We start from the raw sequence: 19118 nt of genomic DNA on the forward strand, positions 1-19118 counted from the left end.
CAAGGGTTGTGTAACGAGCCGGAAAATGTGTTCAGCGCAGATCGACGACGATCAGCCAGGGGCCGTAATACTGCACGCGCAGCGGCAGGGTTTCGGCCAGCGAGGCCAGCGCCGCCTGGGGATCGTCCAGAGAATAGACGCCCAGCACCCGCAGCCGGGCCGCCTCCGGGGAGACGCGCAGATAGGCGCCCAGATAGGGCCGCAGGCCGTCGGCGACGCGGGCCAGCGGCTCGTCGTGTACCTCCAGCATGCCGCCGGTCCAGGCGGCCAGGGACTCGGCCGGTGCCGGATGGGCTTCGACCCGGCCGGCGTCGAACCAGGCGGATTCGCCCTCCCCGACCCGGTGCCGGACGCCGTTGCGGGTCTCCACCGCCACCGCATGCTCCAGTACCGCTACCTGGAACCCTTCGGCTTGCTGCCGCACGAGGAAGCGGGTGCCCAGTGCGCGCACCGTGCCGTGCGCGGTACGAACGACGAAAGGGGCCGGCTGCCCGGGTGCCACGGTGGCGATCAGTTCGCCGCTGCGCAGGCGCAGTTCGCGGCGGCCGGCGGAGAAGTCGATGTCCACCGCCGAGCGTGCGTTGAGCATCACGCTGCTGCCGTCCGGCAAGGCATAGCTGCGCCGCTCGCCGGTACTGGTGCGCAGATCGGCGGTGAGCTGGGCGAGCGGCAGGCGGCGGTCCAGTATCGCGCCGGCCCCCAGGCCGAGACCGGCAAGGGCCAGGGCGCCGCGGATGATCCGGCGGCGGTCGCCGCGGTAAAGAAGGATGTGGCGGGCAAGGCCATCGCGTTCCGCCCCGCGCGACTGGATCGCCTGCACCGGAGCGAAGGTGCCGTCCAAGGCTCCGGCGATGCGCCGCCAGGCCGCGGCATGCCGGGCGTCCGCCGCCTGCCAGGCGGCGAAGGCATCGCGCTGTGCCCCGGAGGCCTCGCCGGAGCGCAGCAGCACCATCCAGTCGATGGCATCGCGGGTGATGTCGTCCAGCGCCAGGCCGTCGTTTTCGTTCATCACAGGGTGGCCGCCACGCACCTGGCGATGCCCTGGGTCACATAGCGCCGTACCGACATCGCCGAAATGCTCAGCCGCTCGGCGATTTCGCGGTAAGTCAGTTCGTCCAGCTGGCTGTACAGGAAGGCCTGCTTGGCCACCGGCGGCATGCCGGCCAGCGCCTGGTCGATGCGCAACAGGGCTTCCATCAGCAGCGCGCGCTCTTCTTCCGAGGGCAGGGCGGGCTCGGGCAGGCCGGCGATGGAATCCAGATAGGCCTGTTCCAGATCGCGCCGGCGCCAGAAATGGAACACCAGACGCTTGGCGATGGTGGTGAGGAAGGCCTTGGGCTCGACGATGGTGGACGGGTCGGGATGGGCCACCACATGCGCGAAGGTTTCGGCGGCAAGGTCTTCCGCATCTGCCGCGTTGCCCAGGCGTCGCCTCAGGCGGTCCAGCAGCCAGGACTGGTGGCCGGCATAGAGGTGGTGCAGCAGGCTGGCGTGGCGATGCGTTTCATTGCCCATCGCGGCGGTTCCATCGGGGTAAAGGAGTTGATTATAATCGCAATCAATTCTCATTTACAAAAAGTGGGCAAATAGGCGGCGCGGGTGCATGAACCATCGGGGGAAGGCATGGTTGCCTGGGGCGTGTGATCGGAGATTTCGCCACTACACCGCCTGGCCCGCTACGGGGGACAGCAGCAGGCCGCGCGTGGGGAGATCCCCGGCGTGGCTGGGGTGCGGAATGTCGGCAACCGCGGAAAGGTCGGCGGCGGGCGGGGGCGCGGACCTTCCCCGCGCTGCAGGAATACGCTCAGCTGCCGCCGCGCCGGCGGATGCACGCCAGGTAGGCCGTGCCGTCCGGCTGGGTGTTGTTGCGCTGGGCGTTGAACATGGTTTCGCCCAGGCATTCCAGCACCTCGTGCAGGGCGTCGTGGCGGTTGCCACGCGCCAGTTGCAGCGTGGCGGTAGCCGCGCGGATGCCCGGCGGCTGGTCGATGGAGAGCTGTTCCTCGATGGCCAGGTGCAGCGACAGGTGCAGGAAGGGGTTGATCTGCCCGTCGTCCGGGCTGAACTCGCGCTGGATGGCCTCGGGGTCTTCGAGCACCGCGTGGTATTCGGGATGCAGGCCGATGATGTCCACCGCCATGCTTTCCATCGCGGTCAGGGGTTCGGCGGCGCGCTGCTTGCGCCAGGATTCGATGAAGAAGCTGCGTACCTGGTCGCGGGTGGGGTTGAACATGGGGGCTCCGGGTCTCAGTCGGTCTTGTCGCGGAAGTCGCACAGGTCGCGCACGATACAGGCGCCGCAGGCGGGCTTGCGCGCGGTGCATACGTAGCGGCCGTGCAGGATCAGCCAGTGGTGGGCGTCCTGCAGGTATTCCCTGGGCACGCGGCGCATCAGCGCCTGTTCCACCGCCAGCACGTCCTTGCCGGGCGCCAGCCCGGTGCGGTTGGAGAGGCGGAAGATGTGCGTGTCGACCGCCATCACCGGATCGCCGAACACGGTGTTGAGCACCACGTTGGCGGTCTTGCGGCCGACGCCGGGCAGGGCCTCCAGCGCGGCGCGGTCGTGCGGCACCTCGCCGCCGTGGCGTTCGAGCAGCAGGCGCGAGAGCGCCACGGTGTTCTTCGCCTTGTTGCGGAACAGGCCGATGGTCTTGATGTGTCCGGCCACGCCGTCCTCGCCCAGCGCGATCATCGCCTCGGGCGTGGGCGCCACGGCGAACAGCTTGCGGGTGGCGAGGTTCACGCTCTTGTCGGTGGCCTGCGCGGAGAGCACCACGGCCACCAGCAGCTGGTAGGGCGAACCGTATTCCAGTTCGGTGGTGGGCTGCGGATTGGCCGCCGCGAGGCGGCGGAAGAATTCGTGGATGGCTGCGCGTTTCATCGGGTCATCAGCCGGCGGCCGGCGCTTCGGCGGCATCGTCGGTACGCGCGTGCCGGTGTTCCCCGGCGCGCTGGTTGATCCAGTTGAACGCGGCGATCAGCACGCCCAGGGCGAAGAAGGCGCCGGGCGGCAGGATGGCCAGCAGGAAACCGGGGTAGTCCTCGCCGAACAACTGGATGGCCGACAGGCCGGGCACGATCATGTCGATGCCGGAGAGCAGCGTGCCGCTGCCGATCAGTTCGCGCAGGCCGCCCAGCACGGCGAGCACCCAGACCAGGCCGAAGCCCATCATCAGCCCGTCCACGGTGGAACTGAGCGGGTCGTTCTTGGCAGCGTAGGCTTCCACGCGGGCGAGCACGATGCAGTTGGTGGTGATGAGCGGGATGAAGATGCCCAGCACCAGGTACAGGTCGTGCAGCCAGGCGTTGAAGGCCAGATCCACCATGGTGACCAGCGCGGCGATGATCAGCACGAACACCGGAATGCGGATCTCGAAGGGGATGAAGTTGCGCAGGCTGGCGATGGTGAAGTTGACCACGGCCATCACCAGCACGGTGGCCAGCCCCAGGCTGACGGCGTTGACCATGCTGGTGCTGATCGCCAGGATCGGGCACAGGCCGAGGATCTGCACCAGGCCGGGGTTCTGCTTCCACAGGCCGTTCCAGGCGTTCTCGCGGAATCTCTGCAGGTTCATGGGGTGGGCTCCTTGGGCGCGTCCAGCGTGTCGCCCGCCGCGGCGGCGAACAGCGCGTCGCGGTGCGCCAGCGTCCAGGCCAGCGCGCGCGCCGTGGCATGGGTGACCGCGCGCGCGCTGATGGTGGCGCCGGTGGGGGCGTCGAACACGCCGCCGTCGCGTTTGACCTTCCAGTCTGCCCGGGCGATCCCGTCGAAGCCCGCGCCGTTGAACTGGCCGATCCACGGGCGTTCCTTGTTGCGGTCCTTGCGCGGGTCGATGTAGTCGCCCAGGCCGGGGGTTTCCTTGTGCGCGGTGACGCGCACGCCGCCGATGCGGCCGTCGGCGGCGACCGCCAGCACCAGCTGGATGCGCCCGGCGTAGCCGTCCGGGGCCTCGGCTTCCAGCACCAGCGCCGCCGCCTCGCCGCCCAGGCGGGCGCGATAGACGGTGCCGCCGCGTGCGAGGCCGAGCGCCGGGGTCGGACCGAGGGCGACGGAATCGTCGAGCAGGGCGTTGTCGTAGCTGCCGGGCGGCAGCACCTCGTTGATCAGGCGCATCTTCTCCTGCAGCTCGGAGGCCTCGATGGCCGGGCGGGTGAGCTGGTGGATGAAGGCCATGGCGGCGGTGAACACCAGGGTGAACACCAGCATGATCACGGCGGTGCGCAGGGAACTGCGGGCCGCGCTGTAGCGGGCGCTCATGAACGATCCCCGCGATGCCCGAACACCTTGGGCTGGGTCTTCATGTCGATCAGCGGCACGCACAGGTTCATCAGCAGCACGGCAAAGGCGACGCCTTCCGGGTAGGCGCCGAAGTTGCGGATCAGCCAGGCGAGGATGCCTGCCCCGGCAGCGAAGATCAGCTTGCCGCGCGGCGTGGTGGCGCCGCTGACCGGGTCGGTGACGATGAAGAAGGCCGCCAGCATGGCGCCGCCGCTGGCGAGGTGGAACAGCGGCGAGGCGAACTGCTCCGGGTGCACGGCCCAGAACAGCGCGGCGATGCCCGCCAGCGCGGCGGTGAAGGCCACCGGCATGTGCCAGGTGATCACCCCGCGCGCGAGCAGGTACAGCCCGCCGATGAGATAGCCCAGTGCTACCCACTCGAAGCCGCGTCCGCCCAGCGCGCCGAAGGCCTCCTGGCCGAGCAGGGTGGCGACGTCGGTGCCGCCGCCGCGCAGGCCGGTGCGCAGCGCGTCCAGCGCGGTGGCGCCGGTGATGGCGTCCACATCGCGCGAGCCGCCGAGAATCAGCGCGAGCTGGGTGGAGAAGTCGAGCTGGCCGGCCGACGGCCATTGGGACATCAGCGCCGGGTAGGCGACGATCATCGCGCAGTAGGCGGCCATCGCCGGGTTGAACGGGTTCTGCCCCAGGCCGCCGTACAGGTGCTTGACCGCGACGATGGCGGTCAGCACGCCCAGCGCGGTGACCCACCAGGGCACGATGAGCGGAAAGCACAGCGCCACCAGCCAGGCGGTGACCACCGCCGACAGGTCGCCCAGGGCGAGGCCCACGGGGCGGCGGCGCAGGCGCAGCACGAACGCCTCGGCGGCCAGCGCGACCACGGTGGCGATGGCCAGATTGACCAGGATGCCGGCGCCGATCTGCCAGACGTAGGCGGCGATGCCCGGCAGCAGTGCGACCAGCACGGTGAACATCACCTGCCGGACGCTGACGGGTTTGCGGAGGTAGGGGGAATGGATCATCGCGGCTCGGGGCGGTCAGGCGTCACGGGCAGGGGTGTCGGGCGCCGCCGTGCCGTCGGCCGTTTCGGCCAGCCCGAGCGCGCGGCGGCGGCGTTCGATCTCGTCGATCTCGGCCTGTGTGCCGGCGCTCAGCCCTTCGGTGTTCTTCGGCGCGGCAGCGGCTTGCTGCGCCTTGGCACGTGCCAGCGCGGCGGCGATCAGCGCCTTCTTGGGGTCTTCGGCGGCGGGCGGGGCGTCGGCCGCCACCGCTTCGCCGCCTTCGGCCGCCAGTCTGGCGCGCGTCTCGGCGGCCTTGGCAGCCAGTTTGGCGGCCTTCTCCTCCTTCTCGCGCTCCTGGCGCCAGTTGCGGAATTCGAAGCGTTCGCGGGCCTGGTCGGCGGCGCTCTTGTCGCGTTCGCGCGCCCAGATCTCGCTCTTGGCGAAGCGGTAGTAATCCACCAGCGGAATGTGGGCGGGGCACACGTAGGCGCAGCAGCCGCACTCGATGCAGTCGAACAGGTGGTATTCCTGCGCCTTGCCGAAGTTCTTCGAACGCGCGAACCAGTACAGCTCGAAGGGCTGCAGCTCGGCCGGGCAGGCGCGCGCGCAGGCGCCGCAGCGGATGCACGCCTGTTCCGGCGGCGCGGGCGGGAACAGGCGGGGCGAGGCGGCGATCAGGCAGTTGGTGGCCTTGAGCACCGGCACGGTGAGCGAGGGCAGGGCGAAGCCCATCATCGGCCCACCCATCAGCACGCGGTCGGTATCGGCGCGGCGCGGGCCGGCGAGCGCCAGCAGGTCTTCGATGGGCGTGCCGATGAGCGCCTCGACGTTGCCCGGCCGGTCCACGTTGCCGGTCAGCGTGACCACGCGCGACACCATCGGCTCGCCGAAGGCCATGGCGCGATACACCGCGTGCGCGGTGGCCACGTTGAAGCACTGCACGCCGAACTCGCCGCCCAGGCGGCCGTAGGGAATCTCGATGCCGGTGAGGGTGCGGATCAGCTGCTTCTCGCCGCCCGCCGGGTAGCGCGCGGGCACCGGCACGACCGCCACGCCGCCGTCCAGTCCGGCGGCGGCCGCGTGCATGGCCTCGATGGCTTCCGGCTTGTTGTCCTCGATGCCCACCACCAGCCGGCCGGCGCCGATCAGTTCGCGCAGGATCTGCGCGCCGGCGAGGATGTCGGCGGCGCGCTCGCGCATCAGGCGGTCGTCGCAGGTGATCCACGGCTCGCATTCCGCGCCGTTGAGGATCAGCACCTCGATACCGGTACCCGTGCCCAGCTTGACGTGGCTGGGGAAGGTGGCCCCGCCCAGGCCGACGATGCCGCAGTCGCGCAGATGGGCCAGCGCCTCGTTGCGCGGGCGCGCGCGCCAGTCGAAGGGGTGCAGCGCGGTCCAGCGCTCCTCGCCGTCCGGCTCGATGACCACCGACAGCGTGCTGAGCCCCGAAGGGTGCGGCATGGGGTATTCGGCCACCTCGATTACGGTGCCGGAGGTGGGCGCATGCACGGCCGTGCCCAGCACGCCCTCGGGGGCGCCGATGCGTTCGCCCTTGAGCACCTGCTGGCCGGGCGCCACCAGGCATTCGGCCACTGCCCGCGCGCTCTGGCGCAGCGGCACCACCAGGCGGGCGGGCAGCGGCGCGGGCACGATGGGCGCGCCGGACGATTCGTGCTTGTGGGCATCGGGCTCGATGCCGCCGTGGAAGCCGGACAGGCGCATGGTCATTGGACTGCCCTCCTGTCGCTGCGCGACGGAGGGCCGGCTTTGCATGGCCGGTCCGCTGCGCAGGCGCCCAGCAGTGCTGGGCGAAACCCCTGCTCCGCCCTCCCCGGGGGAGGATGAGCGCCCCCTTCGGGCGGCCGGGCGGGGGCGCTCATGCCGCCCTCCTGATATCGACCACCGGGTACTTCCACTTCCAGGTCTCGACCGTTTCGGGCAGCGCTTCCATGGTGATGCAATCCACCGGACAGGGTGCGATGCACAGTTCGCAGCCCGTGCACAGTGGCGCCACCACGGTGTGCATCTGCTTGGCCGCGCCGACGATGGCGTCCACCGGACAGGCCTGGATGCACAAGGTACAGCCGATGCAGCGCTGCTCGTCGATGAAGGCCACCGATTTGGGCTTTTCGACGCCGTGTTCCTCGGACAGCGGCTTGAATTCGCGGCCGAGCAGGTCGGCCAGCTTGCGGATGCCTTCCTCGCCGCCCGGCGGGCACTGGTTGATGTCGGCCTCGCCGTTGGCGATGGCCTGCGCATAGGGCTTGCAGCCGGGGTAGCCGCACTGGCCGCACTGGGTCTGCGGCAGGATGGCGTCGATCTTCTCCACCAGCGGATCGCCTTCCACCTTGAAGCGGATGGCGGCGTAGCCGAGCACGGCGCCCAGCGCGACGGCGATGCTGGCCATGATCAGCAGCGCGCTCAGCATGCGCGGAACCCTCCGCCGCTCACTGGAAGCGGTCCAGGCCGGCGAAGCCCATGAAGGCCAGGCTCATGAAACCGGCGGTGATCATGGCGATGGAGACCCCGCGGAAGGGCTTCGGCACGTCCGCGCCTTCCAGGCGCTCGCGGATGCCGGCGAACAGCACCAGCGCCAGCGTGAAACCGAGGGAGGAGCCGAAGCCGAACAGCAGCGATTCGAGCAGGTCGTGGCCCAGCCCGATGTTGAGCAGCGGCACGCCCAGCACCGCGCAGTTGGTGGTGATCAGCGGCAGATAGATGCCCAGCACCTGGTGCAGCAGCGGGCTGGTCTTCTGGATCACCAGTTCGGTGACCTGCACGATGGCGGCAATCACCACGATGAAGGCCAGCGTGCGCAGATAGCCCAGATCGTTGGGGGCGAGCAGGTACTGGTCGATCAGATAGCTGGTGCCGGCGCCCAGGGTGAGCACGAAGGTGGTCGCCACGCCCATGCCGATGGCCGTCTCCAGCTTCCTGGACACGCCCATGAACGGACAGAGGCCCAGGATGCGGATGAACACCACGTTGTTCACCAGGACCGCGCCGATGACGATGAAGAGGTAGCTGCTCATGATTCAATGGCCGGCTGCAATCGCGAAATTATCCCCTGCCCCCGGAAGCGGCTCAAGCCTGCGGGGGAGAGGGGGCCACGCAGGCGCAGAAAAGCGTGGCCTCGTGGGCCGGTCCGTCCGGGTTGCTAAGCGGCAGCGGCCGGGGGGAGGTCGGTGGCGCGCACGCATTCGCGCACCAGCGCCGGGCCGCGATAGATCAGCCCGCTGTACACCTGCACCAGCGTGGCCCCGGCGTCCAGCTTGGCGCGCGCCGCGCGCCCGTCGAGGATGCCGCCGGCGGCGATGATCGGCAGTTCGTTGCCCAGGCGCGCGGCCAGCTTGCCGACCACCGCCGTGGACGCCTCCAGCACCGGCGCGCCGGACAGCCCGCCCTGCTGCTCGGCGTAGCGCACGCCCTGCACCTTGTCGCGCGAGATCGTCGTGTTGGTGGCGATCACCGCATCCACGCGGTGGCGGCGCAGCGCGTCGGCGATGCCGGCGATCTGCGGGTCGTCCAGGTCGGGGGCGATCTTCAGCGCCAGCGGCACGTAGCGCCCGTGCGCATCGGCCAGGCGCTCCTGCGCGGCCTTCAGCCGGCCGAGCAGGTCGTCCAGCTCGGATTCGCCCTGCAACTGGCGCAGGTTCTGCGTGTTCGGCGAAGAAATGTTCACCGTCACGTAGCTTGCCAGCGCATAGACCTTCTCCAGGCAGGCCAGGTAATCGTCGGCGGCGCGCTCGATCGGCGTATCGAAGTTCTTGCCGATGTTGATGCCCAGCACGCCCCGGAACCGGGCCGCCTTCACGTTGGCCACCAGCGCATCCACGCCGTGGTTGTTGAAGCCCATGCGGTTGATGATGCCGCGCACCTCGGGCAGGCGGAACAGGCGCGGGCGCGGATTGCCCGGCTGGCCGCGCGGGGTCACCGTGCCGATCTCGATGAAGCCGAAGCCCATGCGCGCCAGGCCGTCGATGGCCTCGCCGTTCTTGTCCAGCCCGGCGGCCAGGCCGACGCGGTTCGGAAAGGTGATGCCCATGGCCTGCACCGGCTCGGCCGGTTCGGGGCGGCCGGCGGGCAGCACGCGGCCGGCTACGTTGAGGGCGGCAAGGGAGAATTCGTGGGCGGTTTCCGCGTCGAGCGAAAACAGCAGGGGGCGGGCGAGGTCGTAGAGCATCGGCGGATTCTACCGCCGTGGCGGGGGAATGGGGCGTCGGCAGACCACGCCGCACCGTGGCGCGGCTGTCGGGAATGGGCAACGGATCGCGGCAGAGGCCTGGCGGAGCGTGCCGGCCGGTGGATTCTCCCGGGCTGTGCAACGGGATGGCCCAGCTCTGCGGCGGCTGCGGGCCGCCGCAGTTGTCGCCTGACGGCGACGGCCCGGCTCCGGCGCAGGCGCCGGATGCTGCCGGCCTGCCAGCGCGGCTGTCGTCCCACGGGAACAGTACCGCAAGCTCCGCAAAGGCCCCCGGCGGCGTGCCGCGGGCGCTCGTGAAGCCCGGAAACCCCCGGCATACGGGGCATTGCGGCCCGCCGGAGAACGCATCCGGGCGGGCTGGCACAGCCCTTGCAGAAAGTGGCCCAGGGCGATGTCCCGGCGCATCCGCCGCACGGCGGTGCAACCCTGTTCAATCGATGCCGCAAGGCAGGAGGACCAGATGAACACGAAACTGCGCAATACCCTGATGGGCGGTGCGATCGCACTGCTGGCGGCCTCGCCGGTGTGGGCCGCCGAGGAATCACCGGGCACCTACGGCGAGCCCATCCCGCGTTCCGACACGGTGGTGCCGCAGGAAAGCGCCCCGGCACAAGGCGGCATGGTGGGCCCCGCTCCGGCGGTGAGTGCCAACCCGTTGTATGCACGCACGCCGGCAGACCTGCGCGGCCTCGACGTGGTCGATGCGGCCGGCAACCGAGTCGGCAAGCTGAAGACCCTGCTGCTTGGTCCGGACGGGCAAAGTGCGCATGTGGTGATCTCGTCCGGCGGCTTCCTCGGCCTGGGGGCGAGCGAGAACATCGTGCCGCTCGACCAGCTGCAGCTGCTCGAAGGCCGTCTGCAGGCCAATTTCCTGGGCGAGGATCTCGTGGCCGGCGACGACTACGATCCGGGGCAGTATGTCGAGCTGAGGCCCGACCGGCCGATCAGCGAGTTCTCGGCCTTCGAACCGGTGCTGCGAGACTGAGCCAGGCCGGAACGGTGATGGCCCGGCGCGCCGTGCTTGTTGGTGCGGCGTAGGGCGTGTTCCCACGCTCCGCGGCGGATCGTGGGAACACGCCCTAGCGGGCCTGTTCGTTCAGTCCGTCCGCAGTCCGGCCAGTTCCGCCGTCTCCAGGGGGGTGGTGCTGTCGCAGTTGCTGAGTACCAGGCGCGGCGGTTCGAACGAGAAGATGAACGGAGCGGCGCGCTGCAGCACGTTGAGGCCGAGGATGGGGCGGGTGTTGCCCGGGAACACCGCGGCTTCCACATCATGCAGCCAGCAGGCGTCGCCGATGCTCACCGATTCGAGCAGGTACACCGGCACCTCCAGTTCGCTGCCGTTGGCCAGCCGGCCGCGCAGCGTGCGCAGGAAGCGCACCTGGCCGCCGACCTGCAGGGCCGCGAGGATTTCCTCGTTGATGGTCATGTAGCCCGAGCCGGTATCGACCATCAGTTCCACCGTCCCGGCGCCGGCGATCTGCCCGGGCACGTAGTAGGTCGTCCCGCCCTTGGCGTGCATGTCGATCGGCGTGTTGAAGTCGCCGGCGGAGGCGGCGGTGCACAGACCGGCCAGCAGCGGAGCGAGGAGGCGGATGAAACGGCGCATGGTGAGGCACTCCGGCTGACGGTGCTGACCGAGGGGCAAACGGGGCCGGCAGTCGGGCCGGTACCCCGGAGTGCCACGCGGCGGGGCGGAGGTTGGAAACGGCGGGGACGGCGTTTTGCGCCGCTTGCGGGCAAGTATCCGTGGTGCCGCGGCCGGGGGTCAAGGGCTGCGCCGTGCCGGTCGCGGGCCGCGAGCCATGGCGCGAAATCGGGATTCGGCGCAAAGCCGCGGCCGTGCTGCATCGCCGGGATTGCATTTGATTACTGCGGGCGGAATTGCAGGCGGCTAGGGTCTGTTGACATCCGTTTCATGGGTCGCGCTCGGCCGGGTGGGCTTCCAGTGCAAGGCGCGGCGACGCGGATTGGGTGGTTCCCAATCGAGGAGCCGCAACGCGGCAATGGAGGCCCACCCGGCCGAGCCCTTCGGGTTGTGTCCAAACGCCCCCGCTACGGCGTTGCGCGCCTTGCCAAGGGAACCACCCTTGCGGCGGCGTGCGCCTTGTAGCGAGAGCGTTTGGACACAACGCGACCCATGAAACGGATGTCAACAGACCCTAAACTGAAAAACGGTGTCCATCGACCGCTGGCCGATGTTCGCCACGGCGCCGCGGCCGTGCGGTGCGCCTCTCGACCCCACTCCTTGCCTGGCTGCCTGCGTGTCCCGCCTGTCGTTCAGTCACACCCTGTTGGCAAGCTTCCTGTTGATCGCCGCGATCCTCGGCTCGGCGGCGCTCAACGGGCTGCTCGCCTTCGAAGAATTCGCCGCGCGCAGCCACGAGGACGCGCGCAGCGGCCTGTACGCCACCGCGGCGGTGCAGCAACTGGCCGAACGCACGGTGGACATGGAGCGCAGCGCGCGGCAGTACCTGGTGCTCGAGAACCCGGAGCTGCTGAAGCATTTCGCCGAAGCCCACCGCGAGTCGCTCGGCGCCCTCGAGCGCATCGAGGCGTTCGGCCTGCCGCATGCCGCGGCCCTGGTCGCCGGCTGGCGCGAGGCCGCCGCCGAGGCCGCCGGGGCGCTCGCCCGCCCGGCCCGGCAGGACGGCGAAGTCACCCTGCCGCTCACCCGGCTCACGCCGCTCAACGAACAACTGGCGACCGCACTGCGGGTGCACCTGGGGCGCAACAGCCAGGGCCTGCTCGCCGACCTGGAAGCGCATCGGGCCATCCTGGCGTGGCATGTACTGGCCGCGTTCGTGGCCGCCGGGTTGTTCGCCGCGCTCACCGGATGGTGGATGCTGCGCCCGCTGAAGGCGGTGGAGAACGCCATCGAGCACCTGGGGGAAAGCCGCTTCGACCAGCCGGTGGCGATCGCCGGGCCGGCCGACCTGCGCCGCCTCGGCCGCCGCCTGGACTGGCTGCGCGAACGCCTGGCCGATCTCGAGGCCAACCGCGCGCGCCTGCTGCGCCACGTCTCGCACGAACTCAAGACGCCGCTCGCCGCGCTGCGCGAGGGCATTGCGCTGCTCGACGATCACGTGGTGGGGGAACTGAGCGGCGAGCAGCACGAGGTGGTGGCGATCCTGGAGAACAACGTCAGGGTGCTGCAGGCACGCATCGAGAGCCTGCTCGGCTACAACGCCGCGGTGTTCGACGCGCGCAGCCTGAAGCGGCGGAGCGTCGCGCTTGATACGCTGCTTGGCGCCGTGCTGGCCGGGCAGCGCCTGCAACTGCAGGCGCGCGGCCTGCGCGCCACGGTGAGCGGCACGGCGCCGCAGATCGATGCCGATCCGGACAAGCTGCAGATCGTGTTCGCGAACCTGGTGGGCAACGCGGTGTCCTTCAGTCCGGACGGCGGCGAGATCCGCCTGCAACTGTCGCGCGTGCCGGGCTGGGTGAGGGTGGATTGCATCGACGAAGGGCCGGGCGTGCCCGCCGAGGAGGCCGCGCGCATCTTCGAGCCCTTCTTCCAGGGCAGCCGCCAGCCGTCGGCCCCGCGTCACGGCAGCGGGCTGGGGCTGTCGATCGTGCGCGAATTCGTGCTTGCCCACGGTGGCCGGGTGCACTGGATGCCGGCTGCGCGCGGCGCGCATTTCCGTGTGGAGTTGCCTCATGACTTTTGAACTGCCCGGGCGCCCGTCCGCCCCCCGCCGGTACGCCGTGGCGCTGGCGGCCGTCGCACTGGCCGGCTGCAGCCCGTTCGGCCAACTGGCCGCGCGCGACGAGATGCCCGCCGACCCGCCGGCGAGTCCGCCTGTGGCCGCTCCGCCCGCCTGCCCGGCCGCCGGTGCACGCGGTCCGGCGCCGGTCGATGCGCTGCTCGCCTACCATAGCGCGCTACGCGGCTACACGGGCTTCGACCGGCTGCGCGCCCAGGCGCTGGCCGCACCGGGCGGGCACGCGTTTGCGCGCCTGTGCCAGGCGATGGTGCTCAGCCGGCCGGGCGGGCAAGCCGACCTGACGCGTGCGCGTGCGCTGCTCGACGCGGTGCTGGCCGGCGAGGACGAAGACGCGCTGGCGGTGCGTCAACTGGCGCGCCTGCTCGCCGACAACGTCGGCGAACGCCAGCGTCTGGGTCGCCTGATCGAACGCCTGGAGGCCCGGCTGGCAGCCAGCGAGCAGGCGCGCGCCACCCTGCAGGAAAAGCTCGACGCGCTCACCGAGATCGAACGCAGCCTGCCTACCCGCCCGACGCCGGACTCCAGCCTGCCGCCGCCTGCCGAGCCGGTGCCGCCACGGAGAGAAAGCCAATGAAATCCCCCCGTCCCGACGCCGCGCCCAGTGGCGCCCACCTGCTGGTGGTCGACGACGACCGAGACCTGCTGCGCCTGCTGTCGATGCGCCTGCGTGCCAATGGCTACCGGGTCAGCACCGCGGAGAGCGCGGAGGCGGCGGTGGGGCTGCTGGCGGTCGAGCGCTTTGCGCTGGTGGTCAGCGACGTACGCCTGCCCGACCGCGACGGACTGGCGTTGTTCGAGGATATCCGGCGCAGCAACCCGGCGCTGCCGGTGATCCTGCTGACCGCCCACGGCACGATTCCGGACGCGGTCGAGGCCACCGCGCGCGGCGTGTTCGGCTACCTGACCAAACCCTTCGACGGCAAGGCCCTGCTCGACAAGATCGCCCAGGCGCTGCAGGTCGCCGGCGCGCCGCAGGAGGCCGATGCGCATGCGCCGGAAGACTGGCGCGCGGGCATCATCAGCCGCAGCAGCCACATGGCGGCCGTGCTCGACGAGGCCCGCCTGGTGGCCACGGCGGATGCCAGCGTGCTGATCCGCGGCGCCAGCGGCACCGGCAAGGAACTGCTCGCGCGTGCCATCCACCGCGCCAGCCCGCGCGCCGCGCGCCCCTTCGTGGCGATCAACTGCGGCGCGATCCCCGAGGCGCTGCTCGAATCCGAACTGTTCGGCCACGTGCGCGGCGCGTTCACCGGCGCGGCCAGTGCGCGCAGCGGCCTGTTCGTGGCGGCCGACGGCGGCACCCTGTTCCTCGACGAGATCGGCGACATGCCGCCCGCGCTGCAGGTCAAGCTGCTGCGCGTGCTGCAGGAGCGCGTGGTGCGCCCGGTGGGGGCGAGCCGCGCCGAGCCGATCGACGTGCGCATCCTGTCGGCCACCCACCGCGACCTGGAAGCCGCACTGACCACCGGCGAATTCCGCGAGGACCTGTACTACCGCCTGAACGTGGTCAGCCTCACCCTGCCGACCCTGGACGAGCGGCGCGAGGACATCCCGCTGCTCGCCAAGCATTTCCTCGGCACCCTGGCGCACAAGTACCGCAAGACCCTGCACGGCTTCGCCCCGGACGCGCTGGAGGCGCTGGGCACCGCGGCCTGGCCGGGCAACGTGCGCCAGTTGCACAACGTGGTCGAGCAGGCCTGCGCGCTGGCCACCACGCCGCTGATTCCACTGGCGCTGATCGAGCGCGCGCTGCGCGTGCGCAGCATGGAGGTACCAAGCTATGCGCAAGCCAAACAGCGCTTCGAGCGCGATTATCTGGTCCGCCTGCTCAAGCTCACCGACGGCAACGTGTCGGACGCCGCGCGGCTGGCCGAGCGCAACCGCACCGAGTTCTACCGCCTGCTGCAGCGCCACGCCCTGGTGCCCAGCCTGTTCCGCAGCGAAGGCGCGGGCGGCGCGCTGCAGGAAAGTGGTGAGCACTGAGCATCGCGGCGTGGAGGCGGTGGACACCTCATCCCGGCGCGCCGGAGGCATTGAAGACACAGTACGCGGAGCGTGCGCGCTTGGCCTGGTACATGGCCTGGTCCGCGTGGCGCAGCAGGGCGTCGGGGCTGTCCGGATCGGTGGGATAGAAGGTCACGCCGATGCTGGCGCTGATGTGGGTGTCTTCCAGGCCGTCGATGGGGCTGGCGATGATGGCGCCGATGCGTTGCAGGGCGGGGCCGATCTGTTCCGGCCCGTCCAGTCCGGTCAGCAGCAGGGCGAACTCGTCGCCGCCGAGGCGGGCGACGGTGTCGCCCTCGCGGACGGCATGCTGCAGGCGGCGGGAAATCACCGTCAGCACGTGATCGCCGCAGTGGTGTCCCCCACGGTCGTTGATGTCCTTGAAGCCGTCCAGGTCGACGTAGCAGACGGCGACCTGGCGGCCGCTGCGCCTGGCAAGGGCCAGCGTCTGGCGCATCCGCTCCATCAGGAACACCCGGTTGGGCAGGCCGGTGAGCGGATCGGTGTAGGCCAGCAGTTCCAGTTGCTGCTGTTTTTGCCGCAGTGGCGCGATATCGAGGAAAACGCCCAGATAGTAGCTTGGGGCCCCGTCGTCATCGAAGACGGTGCTGATTGTCAGGTATTCGGTGGTGAGATGGCCGTTCTTGTGGCGATTGACGATTTCCCCCTGCCACGTGCCGCTTTCGCGCAGGGCGTTCCAGAGACGCGCGTAGAAACCGGCGCCCTGCTTGCCGGATTGCAGCAGGCGTGGATTGCGGCCGACCAGTTCCGCGTGCGCGTATCCCGTGCGTTGGGTGACCGCGGGGTTGACGTAGAGGATGTTGCCCCCGGCATCCGTGATGATGACGCCGTCGCGTGCCTGATCGATTGCGCGGGCAATGTGTTCCTGCGTGGATGGGTCTGGCAGAAGAGGGCGTTTCCACTGCTGGCCGGGCTTTTCCTTCCGTCGACTCATGATGGAACCGGTCAGTACGATGTGCTATCGAAGTTTCGATTGTGACGTAAACACAGCTGACTTAAAAGCGACTTCCCATAAGGATTGGCCTCCCCTTTCCCGGAGCCGTCCTCATGACGCCACAGCATCCGCCGGTCCCCGGGGTTTCCGCACGCCAGGTGTTGGCCCGCAACATCAAGAGGCTACGGGGCGAGAAGGGATGGTCGCAGGAGGCGCTGGCCTTCGAGGCCGGCCTGCACCGGACCTTCATCGCCCACGTCGAGCGCGCGGGGCGCAACATCTCCATCGACAACATCGAGCGGATTGCCAGGGCGCTCGGCGTGGAGCCCGCGTATCTGCTCACCTGTCACGGGGCGAGTGGAGCGACGTGATCACGTTGTTGAGATTGATTATCGATTACAATGCAGGCCATACTCAATCCACCTGTCTGCCGACACCGTGACGGACGTCAACCGAAAGCTCGATCTGTACCTGACGCACCGCAGCGCACTGATCGATTACGCCGCTTCGATCGCGGGGGCGCGGGCCACGGCCGAGGATGTCGTCCAGGAGGCCTGGCTGCGCTTCGAGCATGCGGCGGGGGGAAACTTCCACAACCCGGTGGGCTATCTGTACCGCATCGTGCGCAACCTGGCACTGGATCTGGCCCGGCGGACGGCCAGCGAGCAGCATGTGCCCGACGGCGACGAGGAACTGGAGGTGCTGCCGGCCAACACGCCCTCGCCGGAAACCCAGGTCTGCGACAGCAACGCCCTGCGGATCGTCGCCGAGGCGCTGGCCGAACTGCCGGCACGCACCCGCACCGCGTTCGAGATGCACCGCCTGGGCGGCCACACCCTGCAGGAGATTGCCGGACACCTGGGCATATCGGTCGGCCTGGCCCATGGCCTGGTGCGCGATGCCCTGACCCACTGTGCGGAGCGTTTGGGCGATGATGACGATTGATGCGACACTTGCCGCCCGTTTTGCCGATGAAGCGCTAGCCATGGAAGACAGCAGACCGGACCGTCTGGCGGAAGACCCGAGCTGGCAGGCCGCGCTGGACTGGCACCTGCGCCTGCAGGCCGCGCCGGAAGACGCCGCGCTGAAGCGGGCCTGCGCAGCCTGGCAGGCGGAGGATGCGCGCCATGCGCGGGCCTGGCGCAGGCTTCAGCGCGTCTGGCGGCTGACCGGAGAGCTGCCCGCCACGCAGGCCGTGCCGGACCAGCCCGCCGCGCCGGTGCTGCGCTTTCCCCGCCGCTTCCAGGGGCGCCGTGCGGTCTGGGGCGGCGCGCTGGCCGCCTGTCTGTGCCTGGCCCTGCTGCCTTTGCTGATCGACGGGCCGGGTGGCGATTTTTCCAGTCCGCCGGGCCAGGTCAGCGAGCTGACCCTGGAGGACGGCAGCCAGGTGACGCTGGACGGCGATAGCGCGCTGGCCAGCCGTTTCGACGACACGGGACGCCGCGTGCAACTGCTGCGCGGGCGCGCCTACTTCCAGGTGGTAGCCGACCAGGGCCGGCCCTTCACGGTGGAAGCCGGCAGCAGCCGGGTGGTGGTGACCGGCACGGCCTTCAATGTGCGCTGGAACAAGCGCCAACTGGAAGTCGCCGTCGAGCACGGCTCCGTCGAGGTCGCGGACCCCGGTCTCGGCCAGCGCTCCGTGCTGAAGCCGGGCGATCGCCTGCAACTCGACCAGGCGGACGGGAACGCGCGGCGCACCCGCCAGCCGGCCGCGCAGATGGGGGCCTGGCGCAAGGGGCTGCTGGTCGCCAACGGCACGCCGCTGGCCGAACTGGTCGAAGCGCTGGAAAGCCGCCAGCGTGGCGTGATCCTGCTGGATGACGAGCAACTGGGGCGCCAGCAGGTGACCGGCGTTTTCGATCTGAACGATCCGCGCCAGGCATTGCAGGCGATGGTGGCCCCGCACGGCGGCCGGATCAAGACCTACGGGCCCTGGCTGACCCGCATTTCCAGGGAGCCCTGAGCCCCGGCGCAGCGCGGGTCTGCGCGGCGCCCATCCACCCTGCCGGGCGGCCGAAGCAGAAAATTTCCGGATTCTGCTGAAAATTTCCGCTCTCCCAACGTCTTGTGTCAACGACGCAGTCGCAATTGATAGTCGTTCGCAAAACGTGGCGCATTCGCGCGCCCGCTGGGAGAGAACAACCGATGAAGTGCAACCCGAACCGGACCGCGGCCTTCGCGCCCCGCCGGCACACCGCCCGATGGCTCGGCACCATGGGCCTGTCCGCATTGCTGCTGATCCAGCCCGCGCGTGCGCAGGAAGGCAGCGTGGAACAACGTCTGGAACAGCGCCAGTCGTTCGCCGTGGCCGCGCAGCCGCTGGCCGACGCACTGACCGAATTCGCCTTGCAGGCCGGCGTGCAGATCGCCGTCGATAGTGCGCTGGTGAAGGGGCTGGACTCCCCCGGCGTGGCCGGCGAATGGTCCGCTCGCCAGGCCCTGCAGCGCCTGCTCGGCGGCACCCGCCTGCGCTGGCGGCCGAGCGACGGCAACAGCCTGACCCTGGAGCCGGACCCGAGGGCAGCCGACGAAGAGGCTCCCTTGCTGCTCCCGGACATCGTGGTGCTTTCCAGCGCGGAGCAGAACTACCAGGGCGAGGCGGTGATCGACCGGCGCGCCATCGAGCACTTCCCCGGCGCCAACGGCGACCTCACCACGCTGCTGAAGATGCACCCCAGCGTGCGCTTCGACACCACCCAGCAGAGTTCCAGCACGCCCGGCGAGATCAGCCCGGCGGACATCAGCATCAACGGCGCCAAGTTCTACCAGAACAACTTCATGAACAAGGTCGGCCGCGTCGGCGCGGCGCTGACCTGGGACACCCGCATCAAGTTCGACTTGCCGCTGCGGCGCGGCGAGTCCGCCTATGCGGCCGTGACCATCACCAACCTCACCAATCGCGTCAACGAGATTCTCGGCGACAGCGGCACGCTGAGCTACGAGGTGGGTCGCCAGTACTGGCTCGAACTCGGCTACCAGTTCTGAGGCATCCC

Annotated in this window: 21 protein-coding genes; 8 read left to right on the forward strand and 13 right to left on the reverse strand. The window is 69.9% G+C overall.

The features are described from left to right. Positions 1–31 precede the first annotated feature (31 nt). The 11 genes from E6C76_RS00725 to E6C76_RS00775 all read right to left on the reverse strand — a co-directional run bounded on the left by E6C76_RS00725 (position 32) and on the right by E6C76_RS00775 (position 9420). Complete coding sequence (locus E6C76_RS00725) at positions 32–1009, reverse strand: FecR family protein (RefSeq protein WP_136346360.1); 978 nt, start codon at positions 1007–1009, stop codon at positions 32–34. Next, the gene (locus E6C76_RS00730) at positions 1009–1515 is read right to left on the reverse strand and encodes a sigma-70 family RNA polymerase sigma factor (protein ID WP_136346361.1); all 507 of its coding nucleotides are present in this window, start codon (positions 1513–1515) and stop codon (positions 1009–1011) included. The genes E6C76_RS00725 and E6C76_RS00730 overlap by 1 nt, the downstream gene beginning before the upstream one ends. A 289-nt stretch (positions 1516–1804) precedes the next feature. Beyond that, on the reverse strand, positions 1805–2233 hold the full coding sequence (locus E6C76_RS00735; protein ID WP_136346362.1) for a DUF1841 family protein: 429 nt from the start codon (positions 2231–2233) through the stop codon (positions 1805–1807). Positions 2234–2247: 14 nt separating this feature from the next. Further along, complete coding sequence (nth, locus tag E6C76_RS00740; protein WP_136346363.1) at positions 2248–2880, reverse strand: endonuclease III; 633 nt, start codon at positions 2878–2880, stop codon at positions 2248–2250. Between the two features lie 7 nt (positions 2881–2887). Beyond that, positions 2888–3574, reverse strand: a complete 687-nt coding sequence (locus E6C76_RS00745) for an electron transport complex subunit E (protein WP_136346364.1) — start codon at positions 3572–3574, stop codon at positions 2888–2890. Continuing rightward, the gene (locus E6C76_RS00750) at positions 3571–4257 is read right to left on the reverse strand and encodes an RnfABCDGE type electron transport complex subunit G (RefSeq protein ID WP_136346365.1); all 687 of its coding nucleotides are present in this window, start codon (positions 4255–4257) and stop codon (positions 3571–3573) included. The genes E6C76_RS00745 and E6C76_RS00750 overlap by 4 nt, the downstream gene beginning before the upstream one ends. Continuing rightward, a complete protein-coding gene (locus E6C76_RS00755; RefSeq protein ID WP_136346366.1) occupies positions 4254–5258 on the reverse strand; it encodes an RnfABCDGE type electron transport complex subunit D in 1005 nt (334 codons plus the stop codon). Before E6C76_RS00755 ends, E6C76_RS00750 begins: the two co-directional genes overlap by 4 nt. 15 nt (positions 5259–5273) lie before the next feature. Next, positions 5274–6965: an electron transport complex subunit RsxC gene (rsxC, locus tag E6C76_RS00760; protein ID WP_136346367.1), complete on the reverse strand. Its 1692-nt coding sequence runs from the start codon at positions 6963–6965 to the stop codon at positions 5274–5276. A 148-nt stretch (positions 6966–7113) separates the two neighbouring features. After that, on the reverse strand, positions 7114–7665 hold the full coding sequence (gene rsxB, locus E6C76_RS00765; RefSeq protein ID WP_136346368.1) for an electron transport complex subunit RsxB: 552 nt from the start codon (positions 7663–7665) through the stop codon (positions 7114–7116). A 19-nt stretch (positions 7666–7684) separates the two neighbouring features. Further along, complete coding sequence (gene rsxA / locus E6C76_RS00770; protein WP_136346369.1) at positions 7685–8269, reverse strand: electron transport complex subunit RsxA; 585 nt, start codon at positions 8267–8269, stop codon at positions 7685–7687. Between the two features lie 125 nt (positions 8270–8394). Then, a complete protein-coding gene (locus tag E6C76_RS00775) occupies positions 8395–9420 on the reverse strand; it encodes a quinone-dependent dihydroorotate dehydrogenase (RefSeq protein ID WP_136346370.1) in 1026 nt (341 codons plus the stop codon). Between the two features lie 481 nt (positions 9421–9901). Between E6C76_RS00775 and E6C76_RS00780 the strand changes: the two genes are divergently transcribed. After that, positions 9902–10426 (forward strand): PRC-barrel domain-containing protein, encoded by a 525-nt coding sequence (locus E6C76_RS00780; RefSeq protein ID WP_168734196.1) that lies wholly within the window; start codon positions 9902–9904, stop codon positions 10424–10426. Between the two features lie 111 nt (positions 10427–10537). Here the strand turns inward: E6C76_RS00780 and E6C76_RS00785 are convergent, their stop codons facing one another. After that, a complete protein-coding gene (locus E6C76_RS00785; RefSeq protein WP_136346372.1) occupies positions 10538–11047 on the reverse strand; it encodes a retropepsin-like aspartic protease family protein in 510 nt (169 codons plus the stop codon). 568 nt (positions 11048–11615) lie between these two features. On the opposite strand from E6C76_RS00785, the gene E6C76_RS00790 reads away from it, so the two are divergent. From E6C76_RS00790 to E6C76_RS00800, 3 genes are read left to right on the forward strand one after another with little or no spacing between them, the layout of a single operon-like run. After that, positions 11616–13109, forward strand: a complete 1494-nt coding sequence (locus E6C76_RS00790) for a sensor histidine kinase (RefSeq protein ID WP_330999993.1) — start codon at positions 11616–11618, stop codon at positions 13107–13109. After that, entirely contained in the window at positions 13099–13740 is a 642-nt protein-coding gene (locus tag E6C76_RS00795) for a hypothetical protein (RefSeq protein ID WP_136346373.1), read from the forward strand. Before E6C76_RS00790 ends, E6C76_RS00795 begins: the two co-directional genes overlap by 11 nt. Next, on the forward strand, positions 13737–15149 hold the full coding sequence (locus E6C76_RS00800; protein WP_136346374.1) for a sigma 54-interacting transcriptional regulator: 1413 nt from the start codon (positions 13737–13739) through the stop codon (positions 15147–15149). Before E6C76_RS00795 ends, E6C76_RS00800 begins: the two co-directional genes overlap by 4 nt. Positions 15150–15177: 28 nt before the next feature. Here the strand turns inward: E6C76_RS00800 and E6C76_RS00805 are convergent, their stop codons facing one another. Then, a complete protein-coding gene (locus E6C76_RS00805) occupies positions 15178–16125 on the reverse strand; it encodes a GGDEF domain-containing protein (protein ID WP_136346375.1) in 948 nt (315 codons plus the stop codon). A 113-nt stretch (positions 16126–16238) separates the two neighbouring features. Between E6C76_RS00805 and E6C76_RS00810 the strand changes: the two genes are divergently transcribed. The 4 genes from E6C76_RS00810 (at position 16239) to E6C76_RS00825 (ending at position 19110) form a co-directional block, all read left to right on the forward strand. Beyond that, positions 16239–16496 (forward strand): helix-turn-helix domain-containing protein, encoded by a 258-nt coding sequence (locus tag E6C76_RS00810; protein ID WP_136346376.1) that lies wholly within the window; start codon positions 16239–16241, stop codon positions 16494–16496. A gap of 67 nt (positions 16497–16563) precedes the next feature. After that, positions 16564–17070 carry a sigma-70 family RNA polymerase sigma factor gene (locus E6C76_RS00815; RefSeq protein ID WP_136346377.1) on the forward strand — a complete coding sequence of 169 codons (507 nt, stop codon included), beginning with the start codon at positions 16564–16566 and terminating at the stop codon, positions 17068–17070. After that, positions 17057–18088 carry a FecR family protein gene (locus E6C76_RS00820; protein WP_136346378.1) on the forward strand — a complete coding sequence of 344 codons (1032 nt, stop codon included), beginning with the start codon at positions 17057–17059 and terminating at the stop codon, positions 18086–18088. The genes E6C76_RS00815 and E6C76_RS00820 overlap by 14 nt, the downstream gene beginning before the upstream one ends. A 182-nt stretch (positions 18089–18270) precedes the next feature. After that, complete coding sequence (locus E6C76_RS00825; RefSeq protein ID WP_168734197.1) at positions 18271–19110, forward strand: STN domain-containing protein; 840 nt, start codon at positions 18271–18273, stop codon at positions 19108–19110. Positions 19111–19118 lie beyond the last annotated feature (8 nt).

Source organism: Pseudothauera nasutitermitis (assembly GCF_004801295.1).
Taxonomy (GTDB): domain Bacteria; phylum Pseudomonadota; class Gammaproteobacteria; order Burkholderiales; family Rhodocyclaceae; genus Pseudothauera; species Pseudothauera nasutitermitis.

Coding starts and splice junctions, on each gene's coding strand:
- E6C76_RS00805 (WP_136346375.1), bottom strand. CDS start 16,125: ATGAGTCGACGGAAGGAAAAGCCCGGCCAGCAGTGGAAACGCCCTCTT.
- nth (WP_136346363.1), bottom strand. CDS start 2,880: ATGAAACGCGCAGCCATCCACGAATTCTTCCGCCGCCTCGCGGCGGCC.
- E6C76_RS00800 (WP_136346374.1), top strand. CDS start 13,737: ATGAAATCCCCCCGTCCCGACGCCGCGCCCAGTGGCGCCCACCTGCTG.
- rsxA (WP_136346369.1), bottom strand. CDS start 8,269: ATGAGCAGCTACCTCTTCATCGTCATCGGCGCGGTCCTGGTGAACAAC.
- rsxB (WP_136346368.1), bottom strand. CDS start 7,665: ATGCTGAGCGCGCTGCTGATCATGGCCAGCATCGCCGTCGCGCTGGGC.
- rsxC (WP_136346367.1), bottom strand. CDS start 6,965: ATGACCATGCGCCTGTCCGGCTTCCACGGCGGCATCGAGCCCGATGCC.
- E6C76_RS00825 (WP_168734197.1), top strand. CDS start 18,271: ATGAAGTGCAACCCGAACCGGACCGCGGCCTTCGCGCCCCGCCGGCAC.
- E6C76_RS00780 (WP_168734196.1), top strand. CDS start 9,902: ATGAACACGAAACTGCGCAATACCCTGATGGGCGGTGCGATCGCACTG.
- E6C76_RS00795 (WP_136346373.1), top strand. CDS start 13,099: ATGACTTTTGAACTGCCCGGGCGCCCGTCCGCCCCCCGCCGGTACGCC.
- E6C76_RS00785 (WP_136346372.1), bottom strand. CDS start 11,047: ATGCGCCGTTTCATCCGCCTCCTCGCTCCGCTGCTGGCCGGTCTGTGC.
- E6C76_RS00730 (WP_136346361.1), bottom strand. CDS start 1,515: ATGGGCAATGAAACGCATCGCCACGCCAGCCTGCTGCACCACCTCTAT.
- E6C76_RS00745 (WP_136346364.1), bottom strand. CDS start 3,574: ATGAACCTGCAGAGATTCCGCGAGAACGCCTGGAACGGCCTGTGGAAG.
- E6C76_RS00810 (WP_136346376.1), top strand. CDS start 16,239: ATGACGCCACAGCATCCGCCGGTCCCCGGGGTTTCCGCACGCCAGGTG.
- E6C76_RS00755 (WP_136346366.1), bottom strand. CDS start 5,258: ATGATCCATTCCCCCTACCTCCGCAAACCCGTCAGCGTCCGGCAGGTG.
- E6C76_RS00750 (WP_136346365.1), bottom strand. CDS start 4,257: ATGAGCGCCCGCTACAGCGCGGCCCGCAGTTCCCTGCGCACCGCCGTG.
- E6C76_RS00775 (WP_136346370.1), bottom strand. CDS start 9,420: ATGCTCTACGACCTCGCCCGCCCCCTGCTGTTTTCGCTCGACGCGGAA.
- E6C76_RS00735 (WP_136346362.1), bottom strand. CDS start 2,233: ATGTTCAACCCCACCCGCGACCAGGTACGCAGCTTCTTCATCGAATCC.
- E6C76_RS00820 (WP_136346378.1), top strand. CDS start 17,057: ATGATGACGATTGATGCGACACTTGCCGCCCGTTTTGCCGATGAAGCG.
- E6C76_RS00725 (WP_136346360.1), bottom strand. CDS start 1,009: ATGAACGAAAACGACGGCCTGGCGCTGGACGACATCACCCGCGATGCC.